This window comes from Paraburkholderia youngii (assembly GCF_013366925.1).
Lineage (GTDB): Bacteria > Pseudomonadota > Gammaproteobacteria > Burkholderiales > Burkholderiaceae > Paraburkholderia > Paraburkholderia youngii.
Window position 1 is genome coordinate 1,308,512 of sequence record NZ_JAALDK010000001.1, and the last position, 21,761, is coordinate 1,330,272.

General features: G+C 66.8%; 23 protein-coding genes. 6 read left to right on the forward strand and 17 right to left on the reverse strand.

What is annotated here, in order from left to right:
- Window positions 1-46: 46 nt before the first annotated feature.
- The 7 genes from G5S42_RS06080 to ilvD form a co-directional block, all read right to left on the reverse strand.
- Window positions 47-1,453, reverse strand: coding sequence for an MFS transporter (locus G5S42_RS06080; protein ID WP_176105973.1), 1,407 nt, complete (start codon window positions 1,451-1,453; stop codon window positions 47-49).
- Window positions 1,454-1,619: 166 nt separating this feature from the next.
- Window positions 1,620-2,945, reverse strand: coding sequence for an FAD-dependent oxidoreductase (locus G5S42_RS06085; RefSeq protein WP_176105974.1), 1,326 nt, complete (start codon window positions 2,943-2,945; stop codon window positions 1,620-1,622).
- Between the two features lie 34 nt (window positions 2,946-2,979).
- A complete protein-coding gene (locus G5S42_RS06090; protein ID WP_176105975.1) occupies window positions 2,980-3,450 on the reverse strand; it encodes an aconitase X swivel domain-containing protein in 471 nt (156 codons plus the stop codon).
- Window positions 3,447-4,733, reverse strand: coding sequence for an aconitase X (locus G5S42_RS06095; RefSeq protein ID WP_176105976.1), 1,287 nt, complete (start codon window positions 4,731-4,733; stop codon window positions 3,447-3,449). The genes G5S42_RS06090 and G5S42_RS06095 overlap by 4 nt, the downstream gene beginning before the upstream one ends.
- A complete protein-coding gene (locus tag G5S42_RS06100; protein ID WP_176105977.1) occupies window positions 4,734-5,651 on the reverse strand; it encodes a TauD/TfdA dioxygenase family protein in 918 nt (305 codons plus the stop codon). It lies immediately after the preceding gene.
- A complete protein-coding gene (locus G5S42_RS06105) occupies window positions 5,641-7,023 on the reverse strand; it encodes an MFS transporter (RefSeq protein ID WP_176105978.1) in 1,383 nt (460 codons plus the stop codon). Before G5S42_RS06105 ends, G5S42_RS06100 begins: the two co-directional genes overlap by 11 nt.
- Before the next feature lies 1 nt (window position 7,024).
- The gene (gene ilvD / locus G5S42_RS06110; RefSeq protein ID WP_176105979.1) at window positions 7,025-8,740 is read right to left on the reverse strand and encodes a dihydroxy-acid dehydratase; all 1,716 of its coding nucleotides are present in this window, start codon (window positions 8,738-8,740) and stop codon (window positions 7,025-7,027) included.
- Between the two features lie 88 nt (window positions 8,741-8,828).
- Between ilvD and G5S42_RS06115 the strand changes: the two genes are divergently transcribed.
- Window positions 8,829-9,791, forward strand: coding sequence for a LysR family transcriptional regulator (locus tag G5S42_RS06115; RefSeq protein WP_176105980.1), 963 nt, complete (start codon window positions 8,829-8,831; stop codon window positions 9,789-9,791).
- A 25-nt stretch (window positions 9,792-9,816) separates the two neighbouring features.
- On the opposite strand, the gene G5S42_RS06120 is transcribed toward G5S42_RS06115, so the two are convergent.
- The 6 genes from G5S42_RS06120 to G5S42_RS06145 all read right to left on the reverse strand — a co-directional run bounded on the left by G5S42_RS06120 (window position 9,817) and on the right by G5S42_RS06145 (window position 14,945).
- Window positions 9,817-10,779 carry a universal stress protein gene (locus G5S42_RS06120; protein WP_176105981.1) on the reverse strand — a complete coding sequence of 321 codons (963 nt, stop codon included), beginning with the start codon at window positions 10,777-10,779 and terminating at the stop codon, window positions 9,817-9,819.
- A gap of 127 nt (window positions 10,780-10,906) precedes the next feature.
- On the reverse strand, window positions 10,907-11,380 hold the full coding sequence (locus tag G5S42_RS06125; RefSeq protein WP_013091733.1) for a ferritin-like domain-containing protein: 474 nt from the start codon (window positions 11,378-11,380) through the stop codon (window positions 10,907-10,909).
- A 36-nt stretch (window positions 11,381-11,416) separates the two neighbouring features.
- Complete coding sequence (tkt, locus tag G5S42_RS06130) at window positions 11,417-13,498, reverse strand: transketolase (protein WP_176105982.1); 2,082 nt, start codon at window positions 13,496-13,498, stop codon at window positions 11,417-11,419.
- A gap of 278 nt (window positions 13,499-13,776) precedes the next feature.
- Entirely contained in the window at window positions 13,777-14,322 is a 546-nt protein-coding gene (locus tag G5S42_RS06135; protein ID WP_176105983.1) for a cupin, read from the reverse strand.
- Between the two features lie 52 nt (window positions 14,323-14,374).
- The gene (locus tag G5S42_RS06140) at window positions 14,375-14,551 is read right to left on the reverse strand and encodes a hypothetical protein (protein WP_176105984.1); all 177 of its coding nucleotides are present in this window, start codon (window positions 14,549-14,551) and stop codon (window positions 14,375-14,377) included.
- A gap of 61 nt (window positions 14,552-14,612) precedes the next feature.
- Window positions 14,613-14,945 carry a hypothetical protein gene (locus G5S42_RS06145; RefSeq protein WP_176105985.1) on the reverse strand — a complete coding sequence of 111 codons (333 nt, stop codon included), beginning with the start codon at window positions 14,943-14,945 and terminating at the stop codon, window positions 14,613-14,615.
- Window positions 14,946-15,127: 182 nt separating this feature from the next.
- Here G5S42_RS06145 and G5S42_RS06150 point away from each other — a divergent pair, with 182 nt between their 5' ends.
- The gene (locus G5S42_RS06150) at window positions 15,128-15,364 is read left to right on the forward strand and encodes a hypothetical protein (protein ID WP_176105986.1); all 237 of its coding nucleotides are present in this window, start codon (window positions 15,128-15,130) and stop codon (window positions 15,362-15,364) included.
- Between the two features lie 46 nt (window positions 15,365-15,410).
- Here the strand turns inward: G5S42_RS06150 and G5S42_RS06155 are convergent, their stop codons facing one another.
- Window positions 15,411-15,656 carry a DUF6723 family protein gene (locus G5S42_RS06155; protein WP_176105987.1) on the reverse strand — a complete coding sequence of 82 codons (246 nt, stop codon included), beginning with the start codon at window positions 15,654-15,656 and terminating at the stop codon, window positions 15,411-15,413.
- Window positions 15,657-15,829: 173 nt separating this feature from the next.
- Between G5S42_RS06155 and G5S42_RS06160 the strand changes: the two genes are divergently transcribed.
- Entirely contained in the window at window positions 15,830-16,129 is a 300-nt protein-coding gene (locus G5S42_RS06160; protein ID WP_176105988.1) for a hypothetical protein, read from the forward strand.
- A 131-nt stretch (window positions 16,130-16,260) separates the two neighbouring features.
- Here the strand turns inward: G5S42_RS06160 and G5S42_RS06165 are convergent, their stop codons facing one another.
- Window positions 16,261-16,935, reverse strand: a complete 675-nt coding sequence (locus G5S42_RS06165; protein ID WP_176105989.1) for a MarC family protein — start codon at window positions 16,933-16,935, stop codon at window positions 16,261-16,263.
- 351 nt (window positions 16,936-17,286) lie between these two features.
- On the opposite strand from G5S42_RS06165, the gene G5S42_RS06170 reads away from it, so the two are divergent.
- The 3 genes from G5S42_RS06170 to G5S42_RS06180 all read left to right on the forward strand — a co-directional run bounded on the left by G5S42_RS06170 (window position 17,287) and on the right by G5S42_RS06180 (window position 19,734).
- On the forward strand, window positions 17,287-17,502 hold the full coding sequence (locus G5S42_RS06170; RefSeq protein ID WP_176105990.1) for a DUF3311 domain-containing protein: 216 nt from the start codon (window positions 17,287-17,289) through the stop codon (window positions 17,500-17,502).
- Window positions 17,499-18,974 carry a sodium:solute symporter family protein gene (locus G5S42_RS06175; RefSeq protein ID WP_176105991.1) on the forward strand — a complete coding sequence of 492 codons (1,476 nt, stop codon included), beginning with the start codon at window positions 17,499-17,501 and terminating at the stop codon, window positions 18,972-18,974. Before G5S42_RS06170 ends, G5S42_RS06175 begins: the two co-directional genes overlap by 4 nt.
- 109 nt (window positions 18,975-19,083) lie before the next feature.
- Window positions 19,084-19,734: a glutathione S-transferase family protein gene (locus tag G5S42_RS06180; protein ID WP_176105992.1), complete on the forward strand. Its 651-nt coding sequence runs from the start codon at window positions 19,084-19,086 to the stop codon at window positions 19,732-19,734.
- A 12-nt stretch (window positions 19,735-19,746) separates the two neighbouring features.
- Here the strand turns inward: G5S42_RS06180 and G5S42_RS06185 are convergent, their stop codons facing one another.
- Window positions 19,747-20,943: a GGDEF domain-containing protein gene (locus tag G5S42_RS06185; RefSeq protein WP_217709846.1), complete on the reverse strand. Its 1,197-nt coding sequence runs from the start codon at window positions 20,941-20,943 to the stop codon at window positions 19,747-19,749.
- Window positions 20,900-21,655 carry a hypothetical protein gene (locus tag G5S42_RS06190; RefSeq protein ID WP_176105993.1) on the reverse strand — a complete coding sequence of 252 codons (756 nt, stop codon included), beginning with the start codon at window positions 21,653-21,655 and terminating at the stop codon, window positions 20,900-20,902. The genes G5S42_RS06185 and G5S42_RS06190 overlap by 44 nt, the downstream gene beginning before the upstream one ends.
- Window positions 21,656-21,761: the final 106 nt, after the last annotated feature.

Genomic DNA, 21,761 nt, shown 5'->3' on the forward strand with positions numbered 1-21,761 from the left:
CGCGACGGTGCGCCGCGCACAGCCGGCCCTGCCGCTGCTGCTGGTCCTACCGCTCGGCCGCGGACAGCGGCGGCTCGGCGCCGTGCGCGAGATCGTGGTCGGCGAGGCCGTCGTCGTGCGCATCGCCCGGCCGGTACATGCGACCCAGCACGAACATCAGCGCCGCGACGCTGACGACCGGCAGCGCCGCGACCTGGAACAGCTCGCGCACCGGCAGATGTCCGGCGAGCAGCATCCCGCCGATCATCGGGCCCGAGATCGAGCCGATCTTCGCGACGCCGATCGCGGTGCCGGTGCCTTTCGAGCGGAAGCTGGTCGGATAGACGATCGATGCGACCGCATTGAGACCCGCCTGGGTGCCGGCTACGCAGAAGCCGACGCCGAACACGGCGGCGGTCAGCAAAGCCGTATTCAGGTCCATGCCGAGCGCCGCGACGAGCGGAAAGCCGACGAGCGGCAGACAGGTGACGAGCCTCACGCCGTGGCGATCGATGAAGCGCATCAGCACGAGGCCGCCGAGCGTGCCGCCGACCGAGAACAGCGTCGTCATCAGCGCGGCGCGATGCGCGGCGACGCCGGTCGCCTCGATCAGCACGGGTAGCCAGTTCTGCAGGAAGAACAGCGCCATCGAATTGGCGATGTACGCGAGCCACAACGCGGTCGTCACGTAGCGCAGGCGGCCGGCGAACAGCATTCGTGGCGAGAACCTGGCGACGCGGCGCTCGTCGGTCACGACGAACTGCGCGCCGGGCACCAACGCGAGTTCGGGCCGCACGCGCGCGGCGGTCGCCGCGATGCCGTCGCGGGGCCAGCCTTTCAGCACCTGATAGCGCAGCGACTCCGGCATCACGAACGACAGCCCGGCCGCCACCACGAGCGGCGCGAGCCCACCGACCACGAATACCGCGGGCCAGCCAAAGTGCGGCACGAGCCACACGGCGACGCCGCCGCCGAAGCCCGCGCCGAGCGTGTAGCCGGTGAACATCAGCGTGACCCAGGTGGCGCGCAGCCGCTTCGGGGCGAATTCCGACACCAGCACGAACGCATTCGGCACCGCGCCGCCGATGCCGATGCCCGCGGCGAAGCGCAGCCACAGCAGCTGGTCGACACTCGCCGCCCATGCGGTCGCGAGCGTGATGAGCCCGTACCAGCACGCACCGAGCAGGATCGCGCGCTTGCGCCCGATCCGGTCGCCGATATAGCCGAACAGGATCGAGCCGACCATGATGCCGAAGATGTTGGCGCCGAACACCGGACCGAGCACGCTGCGCTCGATGTGCCACGCGCGAATCAGCGAAGGCGCGGCGAACGCCAGCGCACTGAGCTCGTAGCCGTCGGTCAGCATCACGAGCCATGTGGACGCGATCAGCAGGATCGCGAAGCGGCCGATCTTCTGTTCGTCGATCAGGCGCGACACGTCCACCGTGCGCGCATCGGGCAGGGTTTGAATCATCGTCTCCTCCAGAGGTGCCGCGTCGGCGGCCGGGCAGATCCCGGCGCGTCGCGCGGTTCCGTCATATCGTCTCTGGCTGGCGCGGCAGTGGGTGCTCGCCGGGAGCCTCCTCGCGGAGCTCGCGCTGCACCTCTTTGGTATTGCCGCGCCGCCGGCGGATCATGCGTCAGTTCTTCAGATGCGGCGGATCGATGCGATCGACGTTGTCGGCGAGCCGCTCGCGCAGCATGCCGCGATCGATGTCGTGAACACTGCCGCCGTCGGCGAGATCGAATGCGTGCGCGGCCGCCGCGCCCATCGCGATGCACGGCCCCATCACCCGCACGCTCGACAGTGCGGTCGCATCCGCGTCGATGCAGCGGCCGGCCGCGATCAGGTTGTCCGCGTCCTTCACGACGAGGCTGCCGAACGGCACGGTATGCAGATGGTCGTCGCCGAACGGCTTCCATTCATAGCCTTCGGCGCGATCGTGCAATTCGATCGGCCACGACGTGCGCGCGACCGCGTCGGGAAACTGCCGGGCGGCGATCACGTCTTCCGAACTCAACTGCTGCGCGCCGACGATCCAGCGCGTCTGCCGGATGCCAGGCAGACCATAGCTGCGGATGTGGGCGTTGCGATAGATGTGCGGATACTCGCCGCGCAGGAACTCGAACGCGCGGTCCGCCTGGTCGCGGCCGACGAGCGCCGTGTGCGACGCCGCCATCGGTTCGAGCGGCGTCTCGATGTGCGTCATGTTCGCGATGCCGATATTGCGGCCACGGAAGTAGAACACGAGCCCGTCCTTGCGCTCGAGCCCATAGGCGTGCGCCTTTTCCTCGACGCGCTCGCGAAACGCGGGCGGCGTCGGCAGATCGGTTTCGTCGAGGTTTTCGAGCACGATCATCTGCGTGCCGCGAATCGGCGTTTCCGGCTCCTGGCAGTCGAAGCCTGCGAGCCACGTGAGCGCCGCATCGCCGCTCGCATCGACGAAGCCGTTCGCCGCGATGCGCACGTCGCCGTAACGCGTCGCGACTTCCAGCTCGCGCACCCGCCGCTCTTCGCGTACGACGTTGCGCAGCACCGCGCCGAGCACGACGGTGATGCCGGCGTCGAGAATCTTCTGCTCGATCCAGCGCGCGAGCGCAACTTCGTCGTACAGCACGACGGTCGTCAGCGGCCCTTCCTTGTAGTGCAGCGCGCCCTTCTCGCCGAGATCGCGCAGGATGCCGTCCGCGATGCCGTGCGTCACCTGGAAACGCTGCGGCCCGTTCGAGAACAGCCCGCAGAACGTGCCGATGATCGAGTTGACCGCCTGGCCGCCGAGCGCGGGCAGGCTGTCCACCAGCACGACCTTGCGGCCAAGCGCGGCCGCTTCGAGCGCAGCCGACGTGCCGGCGATGCCCGCGCCGACGATGCACACGTCGGCGTCGAGTTTCCAGCCCGTCGGTTGGCCGCCGCGGCGGACGATACGAGTACCAGTCTTCAAAACATTTCCTCCTTGAAAAACCATCGCGGTTGCGCGCGAACCGTCCCGCGCAGCAAGATCATGCGCGGCCGCGTTTGAGCACTTCGACGACGCCACGCTCGGCATCGACGCGCACCCAGTCGCCGGTTTCGATCACGTCGAGTGGATCGATGTCGAAGTCGGTCAGCGACGGCGCATGGCTCACCACCGCGCCGAGCGCAATCTTCGTGGTCATCTCGTTGAACAGCATCGCGGCCGGCGCCGTGCCGGCGATCCGCGCGATATGGAACTGGCTCGACCAGCCCGACGAACCCTTCGCGCCGGGAAACACCAGCACCTTGTTCGCGAAGCTCTGGCCGCGCAGTTCGTGACGGGTTTCGATGATCGTGCCGGTGCGCGGATCGATGCCGCCCCAGCCCGAGATGCGATCGCGCGTGACGAGCGCCTCGCCCTCGACATAGCCGCCGACCACCTTGCGCCCGCGCAGCACGATCGGTGCGGCCGGCTCAGGTGTGCCTAACGTGTCTGTCGTCTCCTGGTTCGTGCTCATGCGGCCAGCCCTCCTGTCCAGCGGCCGCTCACCGCGGCCTCGATGCAATCGGCCGTGGTGCCGAACCAGGCCTGCACGCCCATGATCGCGGGCAGGTAGTGCGCCTGCTTCGCCGAGTCGAGTGCGACCACGCGCGTGCCCTTCGGCATCACGCGGCCGATCGCCGAGCACGTGTCGGTCATCAATACACCGCCCGCGTCCTCGATCAGCTTCGTATAGCCGGCCTGGTCCGCGAGCTGACGCGTCGCGCGCGCGGTGAAGATCCACAGTTCGGTATTCGCGCCGATGCGGCGGCCTTCGAGTAGCTGGCAGACCTCCCAGATCTGCTCGATCGAATAGTGCGGACAACCGAGCATCACGAAGTCGACCTGCGCGTCTTTCGCGGTGGTGTTCACGCGCTCGTACGCGAGGCGCCGCTCGGCCGCACCGTAGCGAATGACCTCGAGCGGCTTGCGGCCGCGGAACGCTTCGTCGCGCGTGCGCGCCTCCGGCGTCTGGCCGACGATGTGATACATCTCGACACCGCCCGAGGACGCCGCGGCCGCGCCGAAGTGCTTGAGCTTCGGCAGGTTCGGCACGTCGCGCAGCCCGTCGATCACCGGAATGCGGTCCTGCACGAGTTCGCCGACGTAGTAGCCGAGCAGCCCCCAGTCCTGCACCGTCTTGACGTCGATGCCGAGCTCGATCAGATGCGTGCCGCTACGGTTTTCGTCGAGGTGCAGACCCCAGTACGGAATCTTGCCGGTCAGCATCGCGGCGCCGGTGCTCTCGCGCCCTTCCGCGTTCGTGCGCGCGCCGAGCACCGCGTTGATGTATATCACCGCCGACGACTCCATCCATGCGCAATGCTCGCCGCGCACCGGCACGTTGCCGGTCAAATATGGCGCGCAGGTGTTCAGTGGCTGGATGCCGAGCCGTCCCGTGAATGCCTCGCCCTGGCGGTACAGCTTCACGACCTCGCCGTCGATGCCCTGACGCTGCGCATGCTGCGGGTCGAGGCCCTGCTGCAGATGGCTGCTGAACACCTTGGCCTTCGGCACCTCGACTACCTCAGGGCTATCGAGGTTGAATTCGGAAAACACCGCGTCGAGGCCGCCGTGCTTCGCCGCGTAATCGCGCAGGAACGGCATCGTCGCGCCGACCGTGCCGCATACGTTGTTCGTGTCCACCAGCCTCGGCGCGCCGAGTGCTTCGCCGTAGCGCACCAGCAGATCCATCGCGCGCTGCACGGCCGCACCGTCGCGGCCGTCGAGCATCGCCCGTTCGTCGTCGTTCAGCTGCATTTAGCGCACTCCGTGGACAGGTTCAAGTAGCTCCGCTTGCGGCGCCGCGTGCCGGTCGATGTCGACCGTCGTCGCGCGCCGCAGCTCGCGGCGCACCGACAGATCGTGACGGCGGCCCCGGTGCAACGTGCAGCGGTTGTCCCAGATCACGAGATCGCCGGGCTGCCAGCGATGCGAATACACGAAGCGGCGCGCGGTCGCGTGTTCGAGCAGGTCCATCAGCAGCACGCGTCCTTCGGCAAGCGTGCGATCGGCGATATGCGTCGCGTGCGCGCCGATGAACAGATGCCGGCGTCCCGAACCGGCGTGCTCGCGCACGAGCGGCCAGCGCACCGGCGGCAGCGCGTTGCGCTGCTCGTCGCTGTAGTCGGTGTCGCCGAGCAGGAAGCGCGAGTGCAGCGCGTAGTGCTCCGCTTCGAGCCCTTCGAGTTCGCGCTGCTCGCGCGGCTCGAGCGCATCCCACGCGGCGCGCATGTCCGCGTACTCGGTCTCGCCGCCCGACTCCGGCACGACGACCGCATGCAGCATCGAATAGCGCGCGGCCGGCTGCTGAAACGAACTGTCGCTATGCCACAACTGGTTCGCCAGATTGCCGACGATGCGCCGGTGCGCGCGGTCCGCGATCTGTCCGGATTCGTCGACATTCGAAATGTCCGCGAGCTCCTGATACGCGAGCCGCGCATGCGGACGCGCGACGCGCTTGAAGCCGAGATCGAGCGGCCCGAGCGAGCGCGCGAACGCGAGCTGCTGGTCCTGCGTGAGCGGCTGTCCGCGGAACACCAGCACCGCGTAGCGGTTCATCGCGGCATCGATCGCGCACGCGAGCTGTTCGGAAACGGGCGCCGTCAGATCGATGCCTCTGGCGAGGCCAACGAAGTCCGGACGCGCGGCGTCAATGGGAACGACTTCAAGCGGCATGGGCTGCTCCTGTTTGAGGGTTGTCCGGCGCTGCATCGTCGCGGCGACGATGCAGACGGCCGAGAGCGAACGCGAGCACCGCGACGAACGCGACCGGCACCGCGCCGAGGAAGAACAGCTGCTCGACCGGCAGATGCGCGGACATCAGCATCCCGCCGATCACCGGCCCGGCGATCGCGCCGATCTTCTGGATGCCGACCGCCGCGCCTGTGCCTTTCGCGCGCAGCGCGGTCGGATAGACGAGCGCCGCGACCGCGTTCAGGCCGAACTGCGTGCCGACCACCGTGAAGCCGGTCAGGAACACGGCTGCCACCAGCATCGGGCCGGGCAGTCCGGTGCCGAGCAGCGCGACGAGGGGCGTGCCGACAAGCGGCAGCGCGGTGATGATGATGGCGCCGCGCGTGTCGACGAAGCGCATCAGCGCGAGGCCGCCGAGCGTGCCGCCAAGCTGGAACATCGTCGATACGAGCGCCGCCTCGCGCGGCGCAAGGCCCACGCTTTCGATCAGCACCGGCAGCCAGCTGCTGAGGAAAAACAGCGCCATCGAGTTCGCGATGTACACGGCCCACAGCACCGGCGTCAGCGCGCGCAGCCGGCCCGCGAACAGCAGCCGCAGCGAGCCGTCGCGGCCGTCGCCATGTGCGTCACCACCCGAAGCGCCGCCGGTCACGAAGCGCGCCCCCGGCGCGACGTGGAAACCCGGTGCGATACGTGCGACGATTCGCGCGACTTCGGCGTGACGGCCCTTGAGCGTCAGGAAGCGGATCGACTCGGGCACCGCGAACCACAACATCGCGCTCGACACCAGCGGCGCGATGCCGCCGATCACGAACACTACCTGCCAGCCGAACTTCGGCACGAGCCACGCGGACACGAGCCCGCCGACGCTGCTGCCGATCGTGTAGCCGGTGTACATCAGCGTGACCCACGTCGCGCGCCAGCGCTTCGGCGCGAACTCCGTCGTGTACGCGATCGCGTTCGGCACCACGCCGCCGATGCCGATGCCCGCCAGGAACCGCAGCACGAGCATCTGGTCGAGCGCGGTTGCGCGCGACGCCGCGAGCGTGAACCCCGCAAGCACGACGCTGCCGATCACGATCATGCGCTTGCGGCCGATCACGTCGCCGAGGTAGCCGAGCACGAACGCGCCGATCATCGTGCCGAACACGAATGCGCCGAACACCGGGCCAAGCACGCCGTGCTCGAGATGCCATGCGCGGCTCAGCGCCGGGGCCGCGAAGGCCATCGCGGCGAGGTCGTAGCCCTCGGTCATCATCATCACGCCCATCGCGACGATCAGCAGCACACCGAAGCGGTTCGTCTGCTGCCGCTCGATCACCGAGCCGATGTCGATTACGGTTTGGTCGCCCATCTCAGCGCTCCCGCGCCGGGCGATCCGCGCCGAGCACCGCGCCTTGCGGCATCGTGCCAACCGTCGCGCGATAGATTTTCAGCCAGCCGGTGTCGTTGACCGGCGCGGGACGCTGCCACGCGGCGCGCCGCCGCGCCAGCTCGGCTTGGTCCACCTTCAGATCGCAGACGCGCCGCTCGAGGTCGATCTCGATCGTGTCGCCGTCCTCGACGTACGCGAGCGGTCCGCCGGTCGCCGCCTCCGGCGACACTTCCGCGACCACCAGCCCCTTGCAGACGAGGCCCGACAGATGCCCGTCGGTCAGCATCGCGACCTGCTCGGACAGGCCCGCGCCGTCGATCGCGAACACCACGCGTGACGCGCCGCCGCCCATCGCCGGGCCGCCGCACACGCCCGCGCCGTGCATCACGACGACTTTGCCCGGTTGCACGCGGCCGTCCTTGATCGCCGCGATCGCATCGTCGGAGGTGGAGAAGCAGATCGCTTCGCCGGTGAACGCGCGCTGCTTGGTCGGCGAGATGCCGAACTTCACGATGCCGGCCTGCGGGGCCAGGTTGCCGCGCACCAGCACGATCGCCGGATGGTTCGCGAACGCGCGCTCCGGCGGGCGGATCACGTCGTCGTCGGCGATCCGGACCTCGGCCAGGTTGTCCTTCACCGTGCGGCCGGTCACCGTCAGCGCGCCGGTGTCGAGCCACGCTTCGAGCCGCTTCATCACGCCGCGCCCGCCGCCCGCCGCCTCCAGTTGCTCGATCGTGTGCGAGCCGACCGGACGCACGCCGGTCAGCACCGGAATCTGCGCGGCGAATGCCTCGAACAGCGCGTACACGTCGACGTCGAGCTGGCCCTCGGCCGCGACCGCCTGCAAGTGCTTGACCGTGTTGATCGAGCCGCCGACCGCGAGCACCGTCTTCACCGCATTCGCGAACGCGCCGGGCGTCAGGATGTCGCGCGGCTTCAGGTCGTCGCGCACCATCTCGACGATGCGCGCGCCCGCTTCGTGCACGGACGCGAACATTTTGTCGCTGTTGGCGGCGACCGGCGTGCTGCCGGGCAACGACATGCCGAGCGCCTCGCTGACCATGTGCATCGAGTTCGCGGTGCCGAGACCCGAGCACACGCCCGGCCCGCGAATCGCGTTCTGGCTCATGCCGATCAGGTCCTCGACCGGGAGCGTGCCGGTCAGCGTATGCATCGCGCCGACGAACACGTCCTCGATGTCCACATGCTCGCCGCGGAATTCGCCGCTCGGCTGATAGCCGCATGCGACGACGATGCTCGGGATGTTCAGCCGCGCGGCGGCCATCAATTGGCCCGGCACGGTCTTGTCGCACGAAGCGAGGCACACCATGCCGTCGAGTTGCGCGCCTTCGACGGCCACTTCGATGTCGTTCGTGACGAGGTCGCGTGCGGCCAGCATGTACGCGCCGCGCGCGCCCGCGCCGGTGATGAAGTCGCTCGGCGCCGCGGTGCGGATTTCGAACGGCAGCGCGCCCGCCGCGCGGATCGCCTGTTTCAGTTGTGCGGCGATGCCGTCGAGATGGCTGAAGCAGGTAGCGAGTTCGGACGAGGAATTGACGATGGCGATCTTGGGCTTGTCGAGGTCTTCCTCGCTGATGCCGAGATTGCGCCATTGGGCGGCGCGCACCGCGCCGAGATACGAACCTCGCGGGAAATTGCTGCGCAACGGGCGTTGCGGCTTGCGTCCATCGGACATGGCGTCTCACTCCTTTGTTGTGGAAACGATGTTAGGAAGCGCGATAAAATCCTTCAATTATGTGACATCGATAGGCATCATCCAAACCATGGATATTCGTCAGGTCGACCTGAATCTGCTGAAAGTGTTCGATGCGTTGCTGAAAAAGCGGCATGTGACGCAGGCGGGCGTGAGCATCGGGCTCAGCCAGCCGGCAATGAGCTATGCGTTATCGAAGCTGCGTGAGCTGTTCGAGGACCCGCTGTTCGTGCGCACCGGCCGCGGCATGGAGCCGACGCCGCGCGCGCAGGCGCTCGGCGATCCAGTTGCGCGGCTGCTGGATCTCGTGCAGACCGAAATCCTGCCGATGCCCGAATTCCGTCCGGCCGCGTCGTCGCGCAGCTTCGTGCTGTGTATGTCGGACATCGGCGAAATGGTGTTCCTGCCCCGCTTGCAGAACTTTCTCGACAAGACCGCGCCGCACGTGACCATCAAAACGGTCGCGCTCAGCATGCCGGAGCTGGAGGAAGGTCTGGCGAGCGGCGACGTCGATCTCGCGATCGGCTACTTTCCGGGTTTGAACAGCGAATCGCTGAAGCGCAAAGCGCTGTACCGGCATTCGTATGTGTGTATTGCGCGCGAAGATCATCCGGAAATCGGCGACACGCTGTCGCTCGATCAGTACCGCGCGGCCGCGCACGTGATGGTGCATCCGGAAGGCCGCGAGCAGGACGTGCTCGCTCGCACGCACGAACGCCTCGGGATTCGCATCAACGTGCGCTTCAGCGTGCCGCGTTTTATCGGCGTACCGTTCGTCGTCGCCGGCTCGGACATGATTGCAGCGGTGCCTCAGGCGGTCGGGCGGCGCTTCGCGGAGTTCGTGAACGTCAAGCTGCTGCCTTTACCCTTCCCCGCGCCCAAGTACGACTTTTATCTGCACTGGCATCCGCGCTTTCATCACGAGCCGGCCAACCGCTGGATTCGCGACGCGATGAGCGAGCTCATCAAGGGGCCGATGCAGCACGAGCCGTTGCCGAATACGAAACGGACGCGCTTGAACGCAGCGCCATAGTCCGGGCTGTATCAGCGCTACTCGCTCACGATGCGGAAGTGGCGTCGCCAGCGTGGATCAGCAGAATTGGCGTTTGCGTGATTTGCAAGACCCGCCCAGCGACGCTGCCGAGTATCCAGCGTGTGATGCCGCGCCTGCCATGCGTACCCATCACGATCAGTTGCGCCTCCCAGCCGGCCGCCTCGCGCACGATCGCATGAGCAACATCATCGTCGGTTCGGTTCGTCCTGACGAGCGCTGTCGAGACCCGCGCCGACACGCGCGCCAGAACCGGCTCGGCAGCGGCTATTGCCTCCTTGCCTTCGCCGACGAACGAGTCCTCGAGCGAATCGATCGGGATCCAATCGGAGAGCCGCACGGCGCGATCGATCACATAGACCGCTCGCAATTCGGTGTCGGACGTAGCGAACCGTATTCCGTACCGCACCGCGGACATCGACAGAGAACTTCCATCGACCGCGAACAGGATGCGCTCGGGCAACTCGCTTTGCGTCGTGCTGTAGCTCTGCGGGACGACCAGCATCGGGCAGCGCAGACGTCTCGTCAGCCGTTCGGACACCGTACCCTCGGCCCAACGCTGCAACCCCTGGTGTTGACGCGAGCCTATCACCATCAGGTCGGCTCTCCATGTGTCGGCCGCATCGATCAGGGCATCCACGACGTCGTTACCGCGCTTCGCGAGGTCGATGACTTCCGAGTCGATACGTGCATCACACGCGGCTAGCGATTGCGTCGCCCGATCGAGCGCCTCGAGCGCATCGCGGAGCAATTCATCGCGCGCCAGATCCAGCATGTGGCCGACGCGCCGGCCGGTCGGAAATAGCTTATGGGGATTCTCGGCCACGCTCACGAGGCGGACGTCGCATCCGGCGGGAAGGAGGTTTCGCGCGTAGTCGAGCGCCTGTCGGGATGCTTCCGATGAATCGACTGCGATCAGCACTCTGCGCGGCAGCGTCGAGATGGCGTCGCCTGAATGGGGGGAATTCATGGTTGGCTCCGTACTCGCAGGTTTGGCGGCGTGGTGACGAATGGCGTCGACTACGAGATCTACGCGAAACGCGACGCCTGACCGGCCCCTCTGCGATGCCCCGCTCATCACAGAGGGCCGTCTACGATCAAGCCCGGGGTGCCTGCCGTTCCTCCGACGTCGTCATTTCCCCAGGGCGGCGCAACATCTTGTCGACCTCGCCCGCGTGCATCTCTTCGACGTGGATCATCTGACGGGCGAATTCCTCGAGTGCAACCGAGCGGTCTTCCACCAGCGCCAGCAGATCGCGATACAACTGCAACGCGACATTCTCGGCTTGCAACGACTCGCGGAGGATCGAAGCGATATCGAAGGTATGCGAGTCGAGCAGAGGACCGATCGCCAGCGACGGATAGGCGCCCAGCGTGGTAATCCATTCGCCCGCCTGCTGTGCGTGCAACAACGATTCATCCGCCTGAGCGCGCAACCACTCCCGGATCGGGATGCGTCCGAATCCGAAAACAAGCAACGAATAGTGCGTATATCGGACGACGCCGGCCAACTCGGATTCGAGAATCCGGTTCAGCACCGCAACCACGTCCTCCTTATTGATCTCGGCCATTTGAACTCTCCTTTCACTCAAACCGTCGCCCCACGCTCAAGCGCCCCTCCCCTTCTTCACCCGCTCGATCTGCTGCTTCGCCGCCTGATAAACCGCTTCCGGCGTGAAACCGAACTTTTTCTTCAGATCCGCAATCGGCGCCGACGCGCCGAACGTATGCATGACGACCTGCGCGCCGAGCCGCCCCGTATACCGATCCCAACCCAGCGACGCAGCCTGCTCGACCGCGACGCGAGCTTCCACGTCCGACGGCAGCACCGACTCCTGATACGCGCCGTCCTGGCGCTCGAAGATGTCCCACGACGGCATCGACACGACGCGCGCCGCGATGCCCTCGCTCTTCAGCTTCTCGTACACGTCGGCGCAGATCGACAGCTCGCTGCCGGTCGCCATCAGGATCACCTCGGGCTTCTTGCCATCGGGCGCATCGGCGAGCACATACGCGCCGCGCTTCACGCCGCTCGCGGACGCATAGCGGCTGCGGTCGAGCGTCGGCAGCGGCTGGCGCGACACGACGATGCACGCCGGCCGATGCGGCTGCGTCAGCGCGACCCGCCACGCCTCGGCCGCTTCGTTCGCGTCGCCGGGACGCAGCACCGTGAGGCCGGGCACGCCGCGCAACGATGCGAGCTGCTCGATCGGCTGATGCGTCGGACCGTCTTCGCCGACGCCGATCGAATCGTGCGTGAACACATAGATGGCCGGCACTTCCATGATCGCGGACAGGCGGATCGGCGGCTTCATGTAGTCGCTGAAGATCAGGAACGTCGAGCCGTACGCGCGCAGATTCGAGAGCGCGAGCCCGTTGACTACCGCGCCCATCACATGTTCACGAATGCCGAAGTGCAGATTGCGGCCGCCATAGCTATCCGCCTGGAAGCTGCCGGCACCTTCGAACTTCAGGTTGGTCTTCGTCGACGGCGACAGGTCGGCTGCGCCGCCGATCATCCACGGCACGCGCGCGGCAATCGCATTGAGCACCTTGCCCGATGATTCGCGTGTCGCGATCCCCTTAGGATCGGCGTCGAAGCTCGGGATGTCGCTGTCCCAGCCCTGCGGCAATTCGTGCGCCTGCATCTGCGCGAATTCGCGCGCGAGCTCCGCGTACTGTTTTTTGTAGCTGTCGAACTTCGCCTGCCATTGTTCGCGCGCTGCCTTGCCGCGCGCGCCGATGCCTTGCGCGAAACGTTCGTGCACGCCCTCGGGCACGTAAAAGAACTTGTCCTCGGGCCAGCCGTAGAACTTCTTGGCCAGCGCGACTTCGTCGACGCCGAGCGCTTCGCCGTGCGCGGACGCGGTGTCCTGCTTGTGCGGCGCGCCCCAGCCGATGATGCTGTGGACCACGATCAGCGTCGGCCGGTCGGTCACCCTCTTCGCTTCGACCAGCGCCTTTTCGAACGCGGCGGTGTCGTTCGCATCGCCGACGTTCAGCGTGTGCCAGTTGTAGCCGTGAAAGCGGCTTGCCACATCGTCGCTGTACGCGAGGTCGGTATGGCCTTCGATCGTCACGCGGTTGCTGTCGTAAATCCAGATCAGGTTCGACAGCTTCAGATGCCCCGCGAGCGAGGCCGCCTCGTGCGAGATGCCTTCCATCATGTCGCCGTCGCCGCACATCGCGTACACGCGGTAATCGAACAGCGGCGCGTCCGCGCGGTTGAAGTGGTTCTCGTGCCAGCGCGCGGCCATCGCCATGCCGACGCTATTGCCGAGCCCCTGGCCAAGCGGTCCCGTGGTGGTCTCGACGCCGGTCGTCATCCGGTACTCGGGGTGGCCCGGCGTATTGCTGTCGATCTGGCGGAAATGCTGGATGTCGTCGAGCGACACGGCCGGCGCGCCGGTCGGCTTGCCGTGTTCGTCGACGGCTTTCACGTTGGCCAGATGCAGCAGCGAATACAACAGCATCGATGCATGCCCGACCGACAGCACGAAGCGGTCGCGATTCGGCCACAGCGGCTCGTCAGGGTCGTAACGCAGATGGTGTTGCCACAGGTGATAGGCGATCGGCGCGAGCGCCATCGGCGTGCCGGGGTGGCCGGAATTGGCCTTCTGCACGGCGTCCATCGACAGCGTGCGGATCGTGTTGATGCACAGCTGATCGAGGGAGGGATCGTTTTGCATGGGACGCTCCTTGTTCGGCATTTCGGGAGACGGCCGACGCACACCGCTGAGCGCGCGGACGGATCGGCGCATCGTGTCGTCATGGAAAACGCGCGCGTCCGGGCGTATCCACGAGGACACGAAGCGGGACGCAAAGCCTCACGTGGAACCGCACACGTGCCGACGTTACTGCCGAAAGCGCGCGGGAAAATCGCGGCGAAGCCCACAGATGATGCGCCTAACCGCGCAACTCTGCACGCCACCCCGCAGCAGACCGGCTGCTTCGCGAACCACGAAGTTCACGCCGCCTGCAGCCAAAGCTCGACCACCGGACCATGCTTGCCGTCGATCGGATCGAGCGGCGGAAACGGCAGCGCCAGCATCTCGGTGAGTTCCTGCGGCGTCAGCGCTTCGCGGCGAATGTCCCACTGCTGCCCCAACGGATAGCCCGCCACCACCTGAAAATGCGGCTCGAACGATTGCAGACAATGGCCGGTGCCGGCCGGCAGCAGCAGCACGTCGCCCGTATGCAGCCTCACCACCCGTCCGCCGGGTCCGCCGACGATCACTTCGGCGCTCGCGTCGGTCACGCCGAGCACCTCGTGCGCGGTCGCGTGAAAGTGATGGAAGTCGAAGATGCTGTTGCGCCACTGCGCGGGCCATGCATTGCGCTCGAACAGGATTTCGAACGCGGCGGGCAGATTGCCGCTGCCGGGCGACAGCGCGCGCCGGTACAGCACGACCGGCAGCTTGCTGTTGTTCGGCACCCAGCCGTGCGGTTCCAGCATGAAAGCTTCGTATTCGGTCTGCGCGGCGTCGAAGCCGTGCTTTGACTCGTTGAACATGATTGCTCCTGGCTTGTGATGCGGTTGCCGCGAACCGGCGCTCCAGCACCGGCTAGCCTCCGCCGATGCCCTGCAGCACCTTGCCCGTGCCGCCGCACACGGTGCAGCGAGCACCGTCTACCGTGCCGGTGCCGTGGCAGGCGCGGCAAATGTCTTCGCCCGCGCCTGGTGTGTTGGGCGGCGCTTCGTCGCCGGGGTTCATCGATTCGGTTGAGTTGTCCGGTTGCATGCGCTTTCTCCGGTTGAAGGTTGACGGACTGGATGCACGGGCTGGCTCACAACGCGCCGCGTCATTGCTCGCCCGGCTGCTTGCGATGCGATTCGCGCCCGCCGCCCCCTGGCGGTTCGGCGTGCTCGCCGGTGCCGAGCGGCACCTCGGCGCCGTGCCGCGGGCTCTCGCTCGAACGTGGCGGATTGGTCGCTTTATCCACGCCGGTCTGTACGACCGGTTCGATGCCGAGCGGGCTCGGCTCGACGTAGTGCGTGCCACTCGGCCTGTTGCGGGCTTTGACTTCGTCGGATATCGCGGGGGCGGCGCGTTCATCCGGCCTCGTGGACTGCTCGCCGCCTGGGGTGGCGGCCTGCTGCTGGGTGTCGGCGTTGGTCGATTGGGGATCTGGCATCACGCCCTCCTCGTGTGTTCGGCCGTCGATTCGCGTCGTGACGCGGCATGTCGAACAGCCACCCGGTTCATGCAGCAACATTCGAGCCTTGCCGAGGAAGTCAAGCGCAGCGCGACAGGCACGGCCATTGCGATCTCGGTGGCAGTAGCGCCGCACGTTCGCTTTGTAAAAAGGAGAACCCTATGAGCATCACGACTATTCGCGTATCCGGCACCGAGGTGCAGGTCGAGCGCACGCTGTACACGTTCGCGCAAAAGAGCGACGCCGATGCGTTCCAGAACTGCCTCGTCGAGGGTTCGGTCGACACCTGCTATCGCGATCACCCGCCGCTGGCGACGCGCCCCATCGAGCCCGACGAACATCCTGACGATCCCGCGCGTGGCAGCACGATTTCGCCGTCGCTCGGCGGTATGCCTTGATCGCGTCCGCACGTGTCGCGGAACGGGCACCGCACCGGCCGCGCGCTCAGCCTTCGGGTGCGGCGCGATCGGCCGCGACGATCTCGCGGCCATACGCGATCGCGGCGCGGCGAGCTTCGTCGGCGGTCGCATAGGGGCCGATCTGCGGTGCGCCGTCGAACGGAAACAGAATCCGCCTGTCCGCTTTCCTCACGACCTTCAGTCCACCTATGTATCGGCCGTCGCCTGTTCCGTGATAGCTGGCGAAAATCTCGAACTCGTCGTCAGCAACGTCGGCCTTGTGTCGCGCCATATGCGTTCCTCTTCCTGTGCTTTGCGTGGGTGATGTCCAATGCGAGCCGGGCGCGTGCGGGCATCGCGATGCGGCGTGTGCGGGTTTTCAGCAAGTCACGTTCCACGCAACGACATCCGTCGTCATGCGGCACGAGCATTGCGCGTCTGAACGAAGACTTTGTGGAGACCCTGATGGATTTACCTGACACGAGCCGGCAAGCGCCCCGTGCAATCGGCACATTCGACCTGGACGCACCCACCCTGGCGCGGATTTCGACGCAGACGCTGCCGCTGCCGCTGCATCTGCATGTGCCGACGCCGCCCGAGGTCGACCCTGAGATCCCGCCTAAGACGCCGCCGCCGAACATCGACCCCGATCCGATCCCGGACGATCCGCTCGACGACCCCAACGGACCACCGGAAGGCGACCCGCCCGCGGCGCCGCCGCCGTTGCACGCATGGCGCCGACGGTTGCCGTGCATCGCGGATTGAGCCCATGTCGGGACGGCCAATATGGGAGGATCGACAGTTATCCTCATTGCCATGAGCGCGCCCGACCTTATCGAACACGAAGACGGCAACAAGGACGACGACCTCGGTCTTCATCGGCGCGCGACGCGTCGCTACGGGGTAGTCGCCCGCATCGTCGCGATCGGAGTCAGGAATTCCGACACGCCGGTCAGGATGATCTGCACGCCGATGCACAGCAGCAGGAACGCCGACACCCGCAATGCGACCTTGGTGCCCTCGACGCCGAGATAGCGCGCCAACACCGTGGCGCGGCTATAGATCAGATATACGCAGACGGCCACCGCGAACGTGATCGCGACCGAAGCGATGCTCGACATCACGAACGCCGACAGCTTGTGCGTACGATTCGCGGACAGCGCGATCGCGGTCGCGATCGAGCCGGGCCCGGTGGTCAGCGGCACGGTGAGCGGAAAGAATGCACGGGCCTTCGCGGTCTCGGCATCGACGCGCTTGACGTCCGTCTGCTCGGCCGGCGTGTCGGGCGCATTGAGCATCTGCCAGCCGCCCACGGCGAGCGCGAGCCCCCCGCCGATGCGCAGCGCTTCCATCGAGATACCGAAGAAATGCAGGATCGGCGTGCCGATGAAGAATGCCACCAGCAGCACGCAGGCGGCATTGATCGCGACCTTGCGGGCAAGCGCGTCGCGCTCGTCGAGCGTCAACGATGCGGTCCGATCCAGAAACACGAACGCGCCGCCGAACGGATTGATGATGCTGATCATGCCGATGAAGCCGAACATAATGTCCGAGATCAGACTTTCGACCATGTGCGTGTCCGTGTGTCTGCGTGTGCCTGCATGTGCTCGCGGGGGGTCGCGCCTGGGCGCGGTGCCGGTCATGAATCCGGCACGCATCGCGCGGACCGGAAAATGCTGGAATGCTCGCAGATCATATCGCGGCGCGCCAGTCGCCCAGTAAAAAAGCCGCGCGATACATGGCGCGTCACGCCGCGTCCCGCTTTGCACCGCAGCAATCCGTGCGGGAAAGATGCAATTGCAACGGTCGAAATCCTCGCATTTATTTTGACCTGCTTTACGGGAGCGAAGTATCCGGCATACAGTCATCAGCGAAGCCGGAATTTCAACGACACATAACTACCCGTTCGAGGAGTTGCCCGCATGCTTCTTCGTATACTTGCCGCGTTGCCGTTCATCGGCATTCTGGTCGGCGTTACGTTTGTCAATCGGGTCGAGCCCATCGTGTTCGGCATGCCGTTCGTGCTGGCCTGGATCGTCATGTGGGTGGTGTTGAGCGCGATCATCATGGCGATCGTCTACAACCTCGATCCGTCCAACCGGCGCGTCGCCGCCAATGGCGAGGAGGTTCGTCCATGAGCGCACTCGTCATCATCGCTGCCGTTACGCTGTTCGCGCTGTTCCTCGGCGTGCGCGCGAGGCGCGGCCACGACATGAGCCTCGAGCAATGGAGCGTGGGCGGCCGCAGCTTCGGCACCGCGTTCGTGTTCCTGCTGATGGCAGGCGAAATCTATACGACCTTCACGTTCCTCGGCGGCAGCGGCTTTGCGTACGGCAAGGGCGCACCGGTCTACTACATCCTCGCGTACGGCACGCTCGCGTACATCCTGTCGTACTGGATGCTGCCGCCGATCTGGCGCTACGCGAAAGCGCACCGCCTCGTCTCGCAGCCGCACTTCTTCACGCGCAAATACGAAAGCCCGGCGCTCGGCACGCTGGTCGCGCTGGTCGGCGTGGCCGCGCTGATTCCGTATCTGGTGCTGCAATTGAAGGGCCTCGGCATCATCGTCGCGACCGCGTCTTATGGCGTGATCTCGTCGACGGCGGCGATCTGGATCGGCGCGATCGTCGTGACCTCCTACGTGATCGTGTCTGGCGTGCGCGGCTCCGCATGGAACTCGGTGGTCAAGGACCTGCTGATCCTCGCGATCGTGCTGTTCCTCGGCATCTATCTGCCGCTGCATTACTACGGCGGCTTCGCCGCGATGTTCCGCACCATCGACGCCGCCCGGCCCGGCTTCCTGACCTTCCCGGCGCACGGCTCGAGCGTCGTATGGTTCCAGTCGACCGTGCTGCTGACCGCGCTCGGCTTCTTCATGTGGCCGCATACGTTCGGTTCGATCTTCACGGCGAAGGACGAGCGCATCTTCCGCCGCAATGCCGCGATCCTGCCGCTCTACCAGCTGATCCTGCTGTTCGTGTTCTTCGTCGGCTTCGCGGCGACGCTGCGCGTGCCGGGTCTGAAAGGGGCCGACATCGACCTGTCGCTGTTCCGCCTGTCGCTGCAGACGTTCGATCCGTGGTTCGTCGGCGTGATCGGCGCGGCCGGTATCCTGACCGCGCTGGTGCCGGGCTCGATGATCCTGACCTCGGCCTCGACGCTGCTCGCCAACGACGTCTACCGCGGCATGGTGAACCGCAACGCGTCGGACGCGTCGGTCGCGATGATCGCACGCGTCCTCGTGCCTATCGTGGCGCTGGTCGCGGTCTTCTTCACGCTGAACGGCGGCGAAACCATCGTCGCGCTGCTGCTGATGGGCTACAGCTTCGTCACGCAACTGTTCCCGGCCGTGATCTGCAGCCTGTTCCCGCGCAACCGCGCGACGAGGCAAGGCGCGTTCTGCGGGATCGTCGCGGGCGTCGCGGTGGTCACGCTGACCACGACGCTGCACTGGAGCGTCGGTCAACTGATGCCGTTCCTGCCCGAGGCGCTGAAGGACGTCAACATCGGCTTCCTCGCGCTCGCGGTGAACGTGATCGTGTTCGTGATCGTCAGCGCGGTGACGCAGCCGAGCGCGGCCGAGCAGGAGAAGCACGCGTCGGCGCATTGAAAGACAGCTAGCGCCTGATGCATCTGAAGGGGCTGTTCGCTTCGGCGACAGCCCCTTATTCTTCCGGTTCACGGTTCGACCGCTCATCCCTCGACCCACGGAGCCCGACATGTCCTACGTTCTCTACTACTCGCCCGGCGCGGCCAGCATGCCCGTGCACTGGATGCTGCTGGAAATGGGCGTGGCGTTCGAAGCGCGCCTCGTCGATATCGACGCGGGCCAGCAGCACGATCCCGAGTATCTGCGTTTGAATTCGGCCGGACGCGTGCCGACGCTGGTCGTCGATGGCGTGCCCCGGCATGAATCGGCCGCGCTGCTGATGCTGCTCGCCGAGCGCCACGCCGACGCCGGGCTCGCGCCCGCGCCGGGGTCGGCCGCGCGCGGCGAATGGTTCGAATGGATGATCTACCTCGCGAACACGCTGCTGCCCGCGATGCGCGACTGGTTCTACGCCGGCAGCGACGGCGACCCGGCCGGCGCCGACGCGGTGCGCGCGCTCGCGCAACGCCGCATCGAAGCGGCGTGCGAGCGGCTCGACGCGCATTTCGCCGGCGGCCACGCGTACCTCGCGGGCGAGCAGCTCAGCACCGCCGATCTGCTCGCGCTCGTGCTGATGCGCTGGACCCGCAACATGCCGCACCCGGCGACGGTGGGCTGGCCGCATCTCGCGCGCTATATCCGCATGCTGCGCGCGCGGCCGGCGTTCATCGAACTCAATGAGCGCGAGAAGCTGACGGAGTGGCGCAACGAGGCTCAGTGACGCTCGACAGGTTCACATCGTCGCTTCCCTGCCCGTCTGCGCCGCGAACGCGAAGCCGTTCTTGCCGTCGCGCTTGACCCGATACATCGCGGCATCGGCGGCGGCGATCAGACGGCGGTGATCGTCGACGTCGTCGGGATAGCTCGCGATGCCCACGCTCGCGCGCACGCGGCCGATTCCCATCTGCTCGTCGGTCTCGACCACGCAGGCCATCAGCCGGCGCGCGATCTCGGCGAGCTCGTCATCGCCGGCGAAGGTGCGCACCAGCACCGCGAATTCGTCGCCGCCGATGCGCGCGACCAGATCGCCTTTGCGCACCGACGCGCGAAACCGCGCGGACACCGCGGCGAGGAATTCGTCGCCGGTGCGATGCCCGAACGAATCGTTGACCTGCTTGAACCCGTCGAGGTCGATATACAGCACGGCGAGGCGCGGCTCGACGGCCGCGGTCCGCGCGCTTCTGGCGGCGGCGTCGAGCGCGCCGAGCAGCTTGCGTCGGTTCGACAGGCCGGTCAGCGAATCGTGCAGCGACGCCAGTTCGAACTCGTGCGACTGCCCCGCGAGCTGGCGGTTGCGCTTCGCGTACATGCCGAGCGCCGTGATCAGCATGCAGAACAGCAGCGCGGCGAGCGCGATCAGCGTGCGCGCGACGTGCGTGACGCGCAGCCGCACGTCGGCGCTCGCCGCGTCGCGTTGCGCGCGCCAGTAGGCCGAGACGCTGCCGCGCACCGCCGCGACGGCTTCGGGCGTCGCCTGGGCCGGCGACATCGACGGAATGGGCGGCGCCGGCGACGGACTCGCGTTGACGAGCGCCGCGAGCGACGCGAAACGCCGCGCGAGTTCCGCGCGCGCCGCATCATAGGCCGGCACGAACGACCCGTCGTGGCTCGCCGGTGTGTTGGCCATGTGCTGCCACGCGGCCAACTGTTCGCGCGCGCTGTCGACGCGCCCGGCGGCTTCGAGCACGAGGCCCGCGTACTCCTGCTTCAGCTGATCGGAAAACACCGTGCGGATCTGCATCGCCACATACAGCAGGCCGAACAGCAGACACAACAGCGCGGCCACGGCGACGCTCGCGGGCCCCGGCCGGAAGCGCCACACTGGCCCGCGCGCGCGTGCGGCGCCGCGCAGCCCCGCTTGCCCCGCTGACCCGGCGACCCCGTGCTCAGGGATGGGAGTACGGATCTGGTTGCTGTCGGCCGTTGTCATGTTGACGATAGCTCACGCGTCGAAAGAACTGTCCGATCCGCGCAAACAGACCGCCGTTGTGCTGCGACGACGCGCGCCGCTCCTGCTGCGCGACGCGCGTTTCTTTCGCATGTTGACCGCCCGCGGGCTTCGCGGTCGAATTCGCGACGTGCCGCATGGAGCGCGGCGGTGGCGTCGGAACAATCGGGGCGGTGGGTGGGTGGTCCGACAGACCCGCCGACAGATCCCCCGAGGTATCCACCGGTGTATCGGCCAGCGCGGCGGTGAGATTCGACTCGGGCGTACTCGGGTGGACCTGCCCGGACCACACGGCCGGGTTGGTGTCCTCGAAGCCGCCGTTCGAGCCGGCCGTTGCGAGCGCGACGTCTGACGCGGTGGGCTGGGTGGCTGACTGCGCGATGGCGGGCGCGGCGGCCTCCTGCGGCGCGTGCGCGACGGCTACCGTCGGCACCGCGGGCGCCGATGAACCGAGCGCCTGGCGTGCGCCCGCAATGGCATCCGCGTAGGTCTGCTGATCCTGGTTGAACCAGACGCCGTAGGCGACGGTGCCCATCACGCCAAAGGTCAGCGCGCCGGCCGCCGCGAGGCACAGCGCGAGGCGGCCGAAGCGCGGCGGCGGGACGCCCGATTCGTCCGTGCCGTCGGGTTCGAAGGAGGAACGGCCGTCCGTTGTGGAATGACGCAAGTCGGTATCGTCGGGATCGGTAGCCATCGCAATACGCTCCGGGTATGCCACTTCCTGCTGACCAGCTGGCGCACTGACGAGCCGCCGCGTAAGCCGCGCTCGCGGGCTGCCGCCGCACGCAATGCTCAATGAA

Coding starts and splice junctions, on each gene's coding strand:
- G5S42_RS06080 (WP_176105973.1), bottom strand. CDS start 1,453: ATGATTCAAACCCTGCCCGATGCGCGCACGGTGGACGTGTCGCGCCTG.
- G5S42_RS06085 (WP_176105974.1), bottom strand. CDS start 2,945: ATGGTTTTTCAAGGAGGAAATGTTTTGAAGACTGGTACTCGTATCGTC.
- G5S42_RS06090 (WP_176105975.1), bottom strand. CDS start 3,450: ATGAGCACGAACCAGGAGACGACAGACACGTTAGGCACACCTGAGCCG.
- G5S42_RS06095 (WP_176105976.1), bottom strand. CDS start 4,733: ATGCAGCTGAACGACGACGAACGGGCGATGCTCGACGGCCGCGACGGT.
- G5S42_RS06100 (WP_176105977.1), bottom strand. CDS start 5,651: ATGCCGCTTGAAGTCGTTCCCATTGACGCCGCGCGTCCGGACTTCGTT.
- G5S42_RS06105 (WP_176105978.1), bottom strand. CDS start 7,023: ATGGGCGACCAAACCGTAATCGACATCGGCTCGGTGATCGAGCGGCAG.
- ilvD (WP_176105979.1), bottom strand. CDS start 8,740: ATGTCCGATGGACGCAAGCCGCAACGCCCGTTGCGCAGCAATTTCCCG.
- G5S42_RS06115 (WP_176105980.1), top strand. CDS start 8,829: ATGGATATTCGTCAGGTCGACCTGAATCTGCTGAAAGTGTTCGATGCG.
- G5S42_RS06120 (WP_176105981.1), bottom strand. CDS start 10,779: ATGAATTCCCCCCATTCAGGCGACGCCATCTCGACGCTGCCGCGCAGA.
- G5S42_RS06125 (WP_013091733.1), bottom strand. CDS start 11,380: ATGGCCGAGATCAATAAGGAGGACGTGGTTGCGGTGCTGAACCGGATT.
- tkt (WP_176105982.1), bottom strand. CDS start 13,498: ATGCAAAACGATCCCTCCCTCGATCAGCTGTGCATCAACACGATCCGC.
- G5S42_RS06135 (WP_176105983.1), bottom strand. CDS start 14,322: ATGTTCAACGAGTCAAAGCACGGCTTCGACGCCGCGCAGACCGAATAC.
- G5S42_RS06140 (WP_176105984.1), bottom strand. CDS start 14,551: ATGCAACCGGACAACTCAACCGAATCGATGAACCCCGGCGACGAAGCG.
- G5S42_RS06145 (WP_176105985.1), bottom strand. CDS start 14,945: ATGCCAGATCCCCAATCGACCAACGCCGACACCCAGCAGCAGGCCGCC.
- G5S42_RS06150 (WP_176105986.1), top strand. CDS start 15,128: ATGAGCATCACGACTATTCGCGTATCCGGCACCGAGGTGCAGGTCGAG.
- G5S42_RS06155 (WP_176105987.1), bottom strand. CDS start 15,656: ATGGCGCGACACAAGGCCGACGTTGCTGACGACGAGTTCGAGATTTTC.
- G5S42_RS06160 (WP_176105988.1), top strand. CDS start 15,830: ATGGATTTACCTGACACGAGCCGGCAAGCGCCCCGTGCAATCGGCACA.
- G5S42_RS06165 (WP_176105989.1), bottom strand. CDS start 16,935: ATGGTCGAAAGTCTGATCTCGGACATTATGTTCGGCTTCATCGGCATG.
- G5S42_RS06170 (WP_176105990.1), top strand. CDS start 17,287: ATGCTTCTTCGTATACTTGCCGCGTTGCCGTTCATCGGCATTCTGGTC.
- G5S42_RS06175 (WP_176105991.1), top strand. CDS start 17,499: ATGAGCGCACTCGTCATCATCGCTGCCGTTACGCTGTTCGCGCTGTTC.
- G5S42_RS06180 (WP_176105992.1), top strand. CDS start 19,084: ATGTCCTACGTTCTCTACTACTCGCCCGGCGCGGCCAGCATGCCCGTG.
- G5S42_RS06185 (WP_217709846.1), bottom strand. CDS start 20,943: ATGACAACGGCCGACAGCAACCAGATCCGTACTCCCATCCCTGAGCAC.
- G5S42_RS06190 (WP_176105993.1), bottom strand. CDS start 21,655: ATGGCTACCGATCCCGACGATACCGACTTGCGTCATTCCACAACGGAC.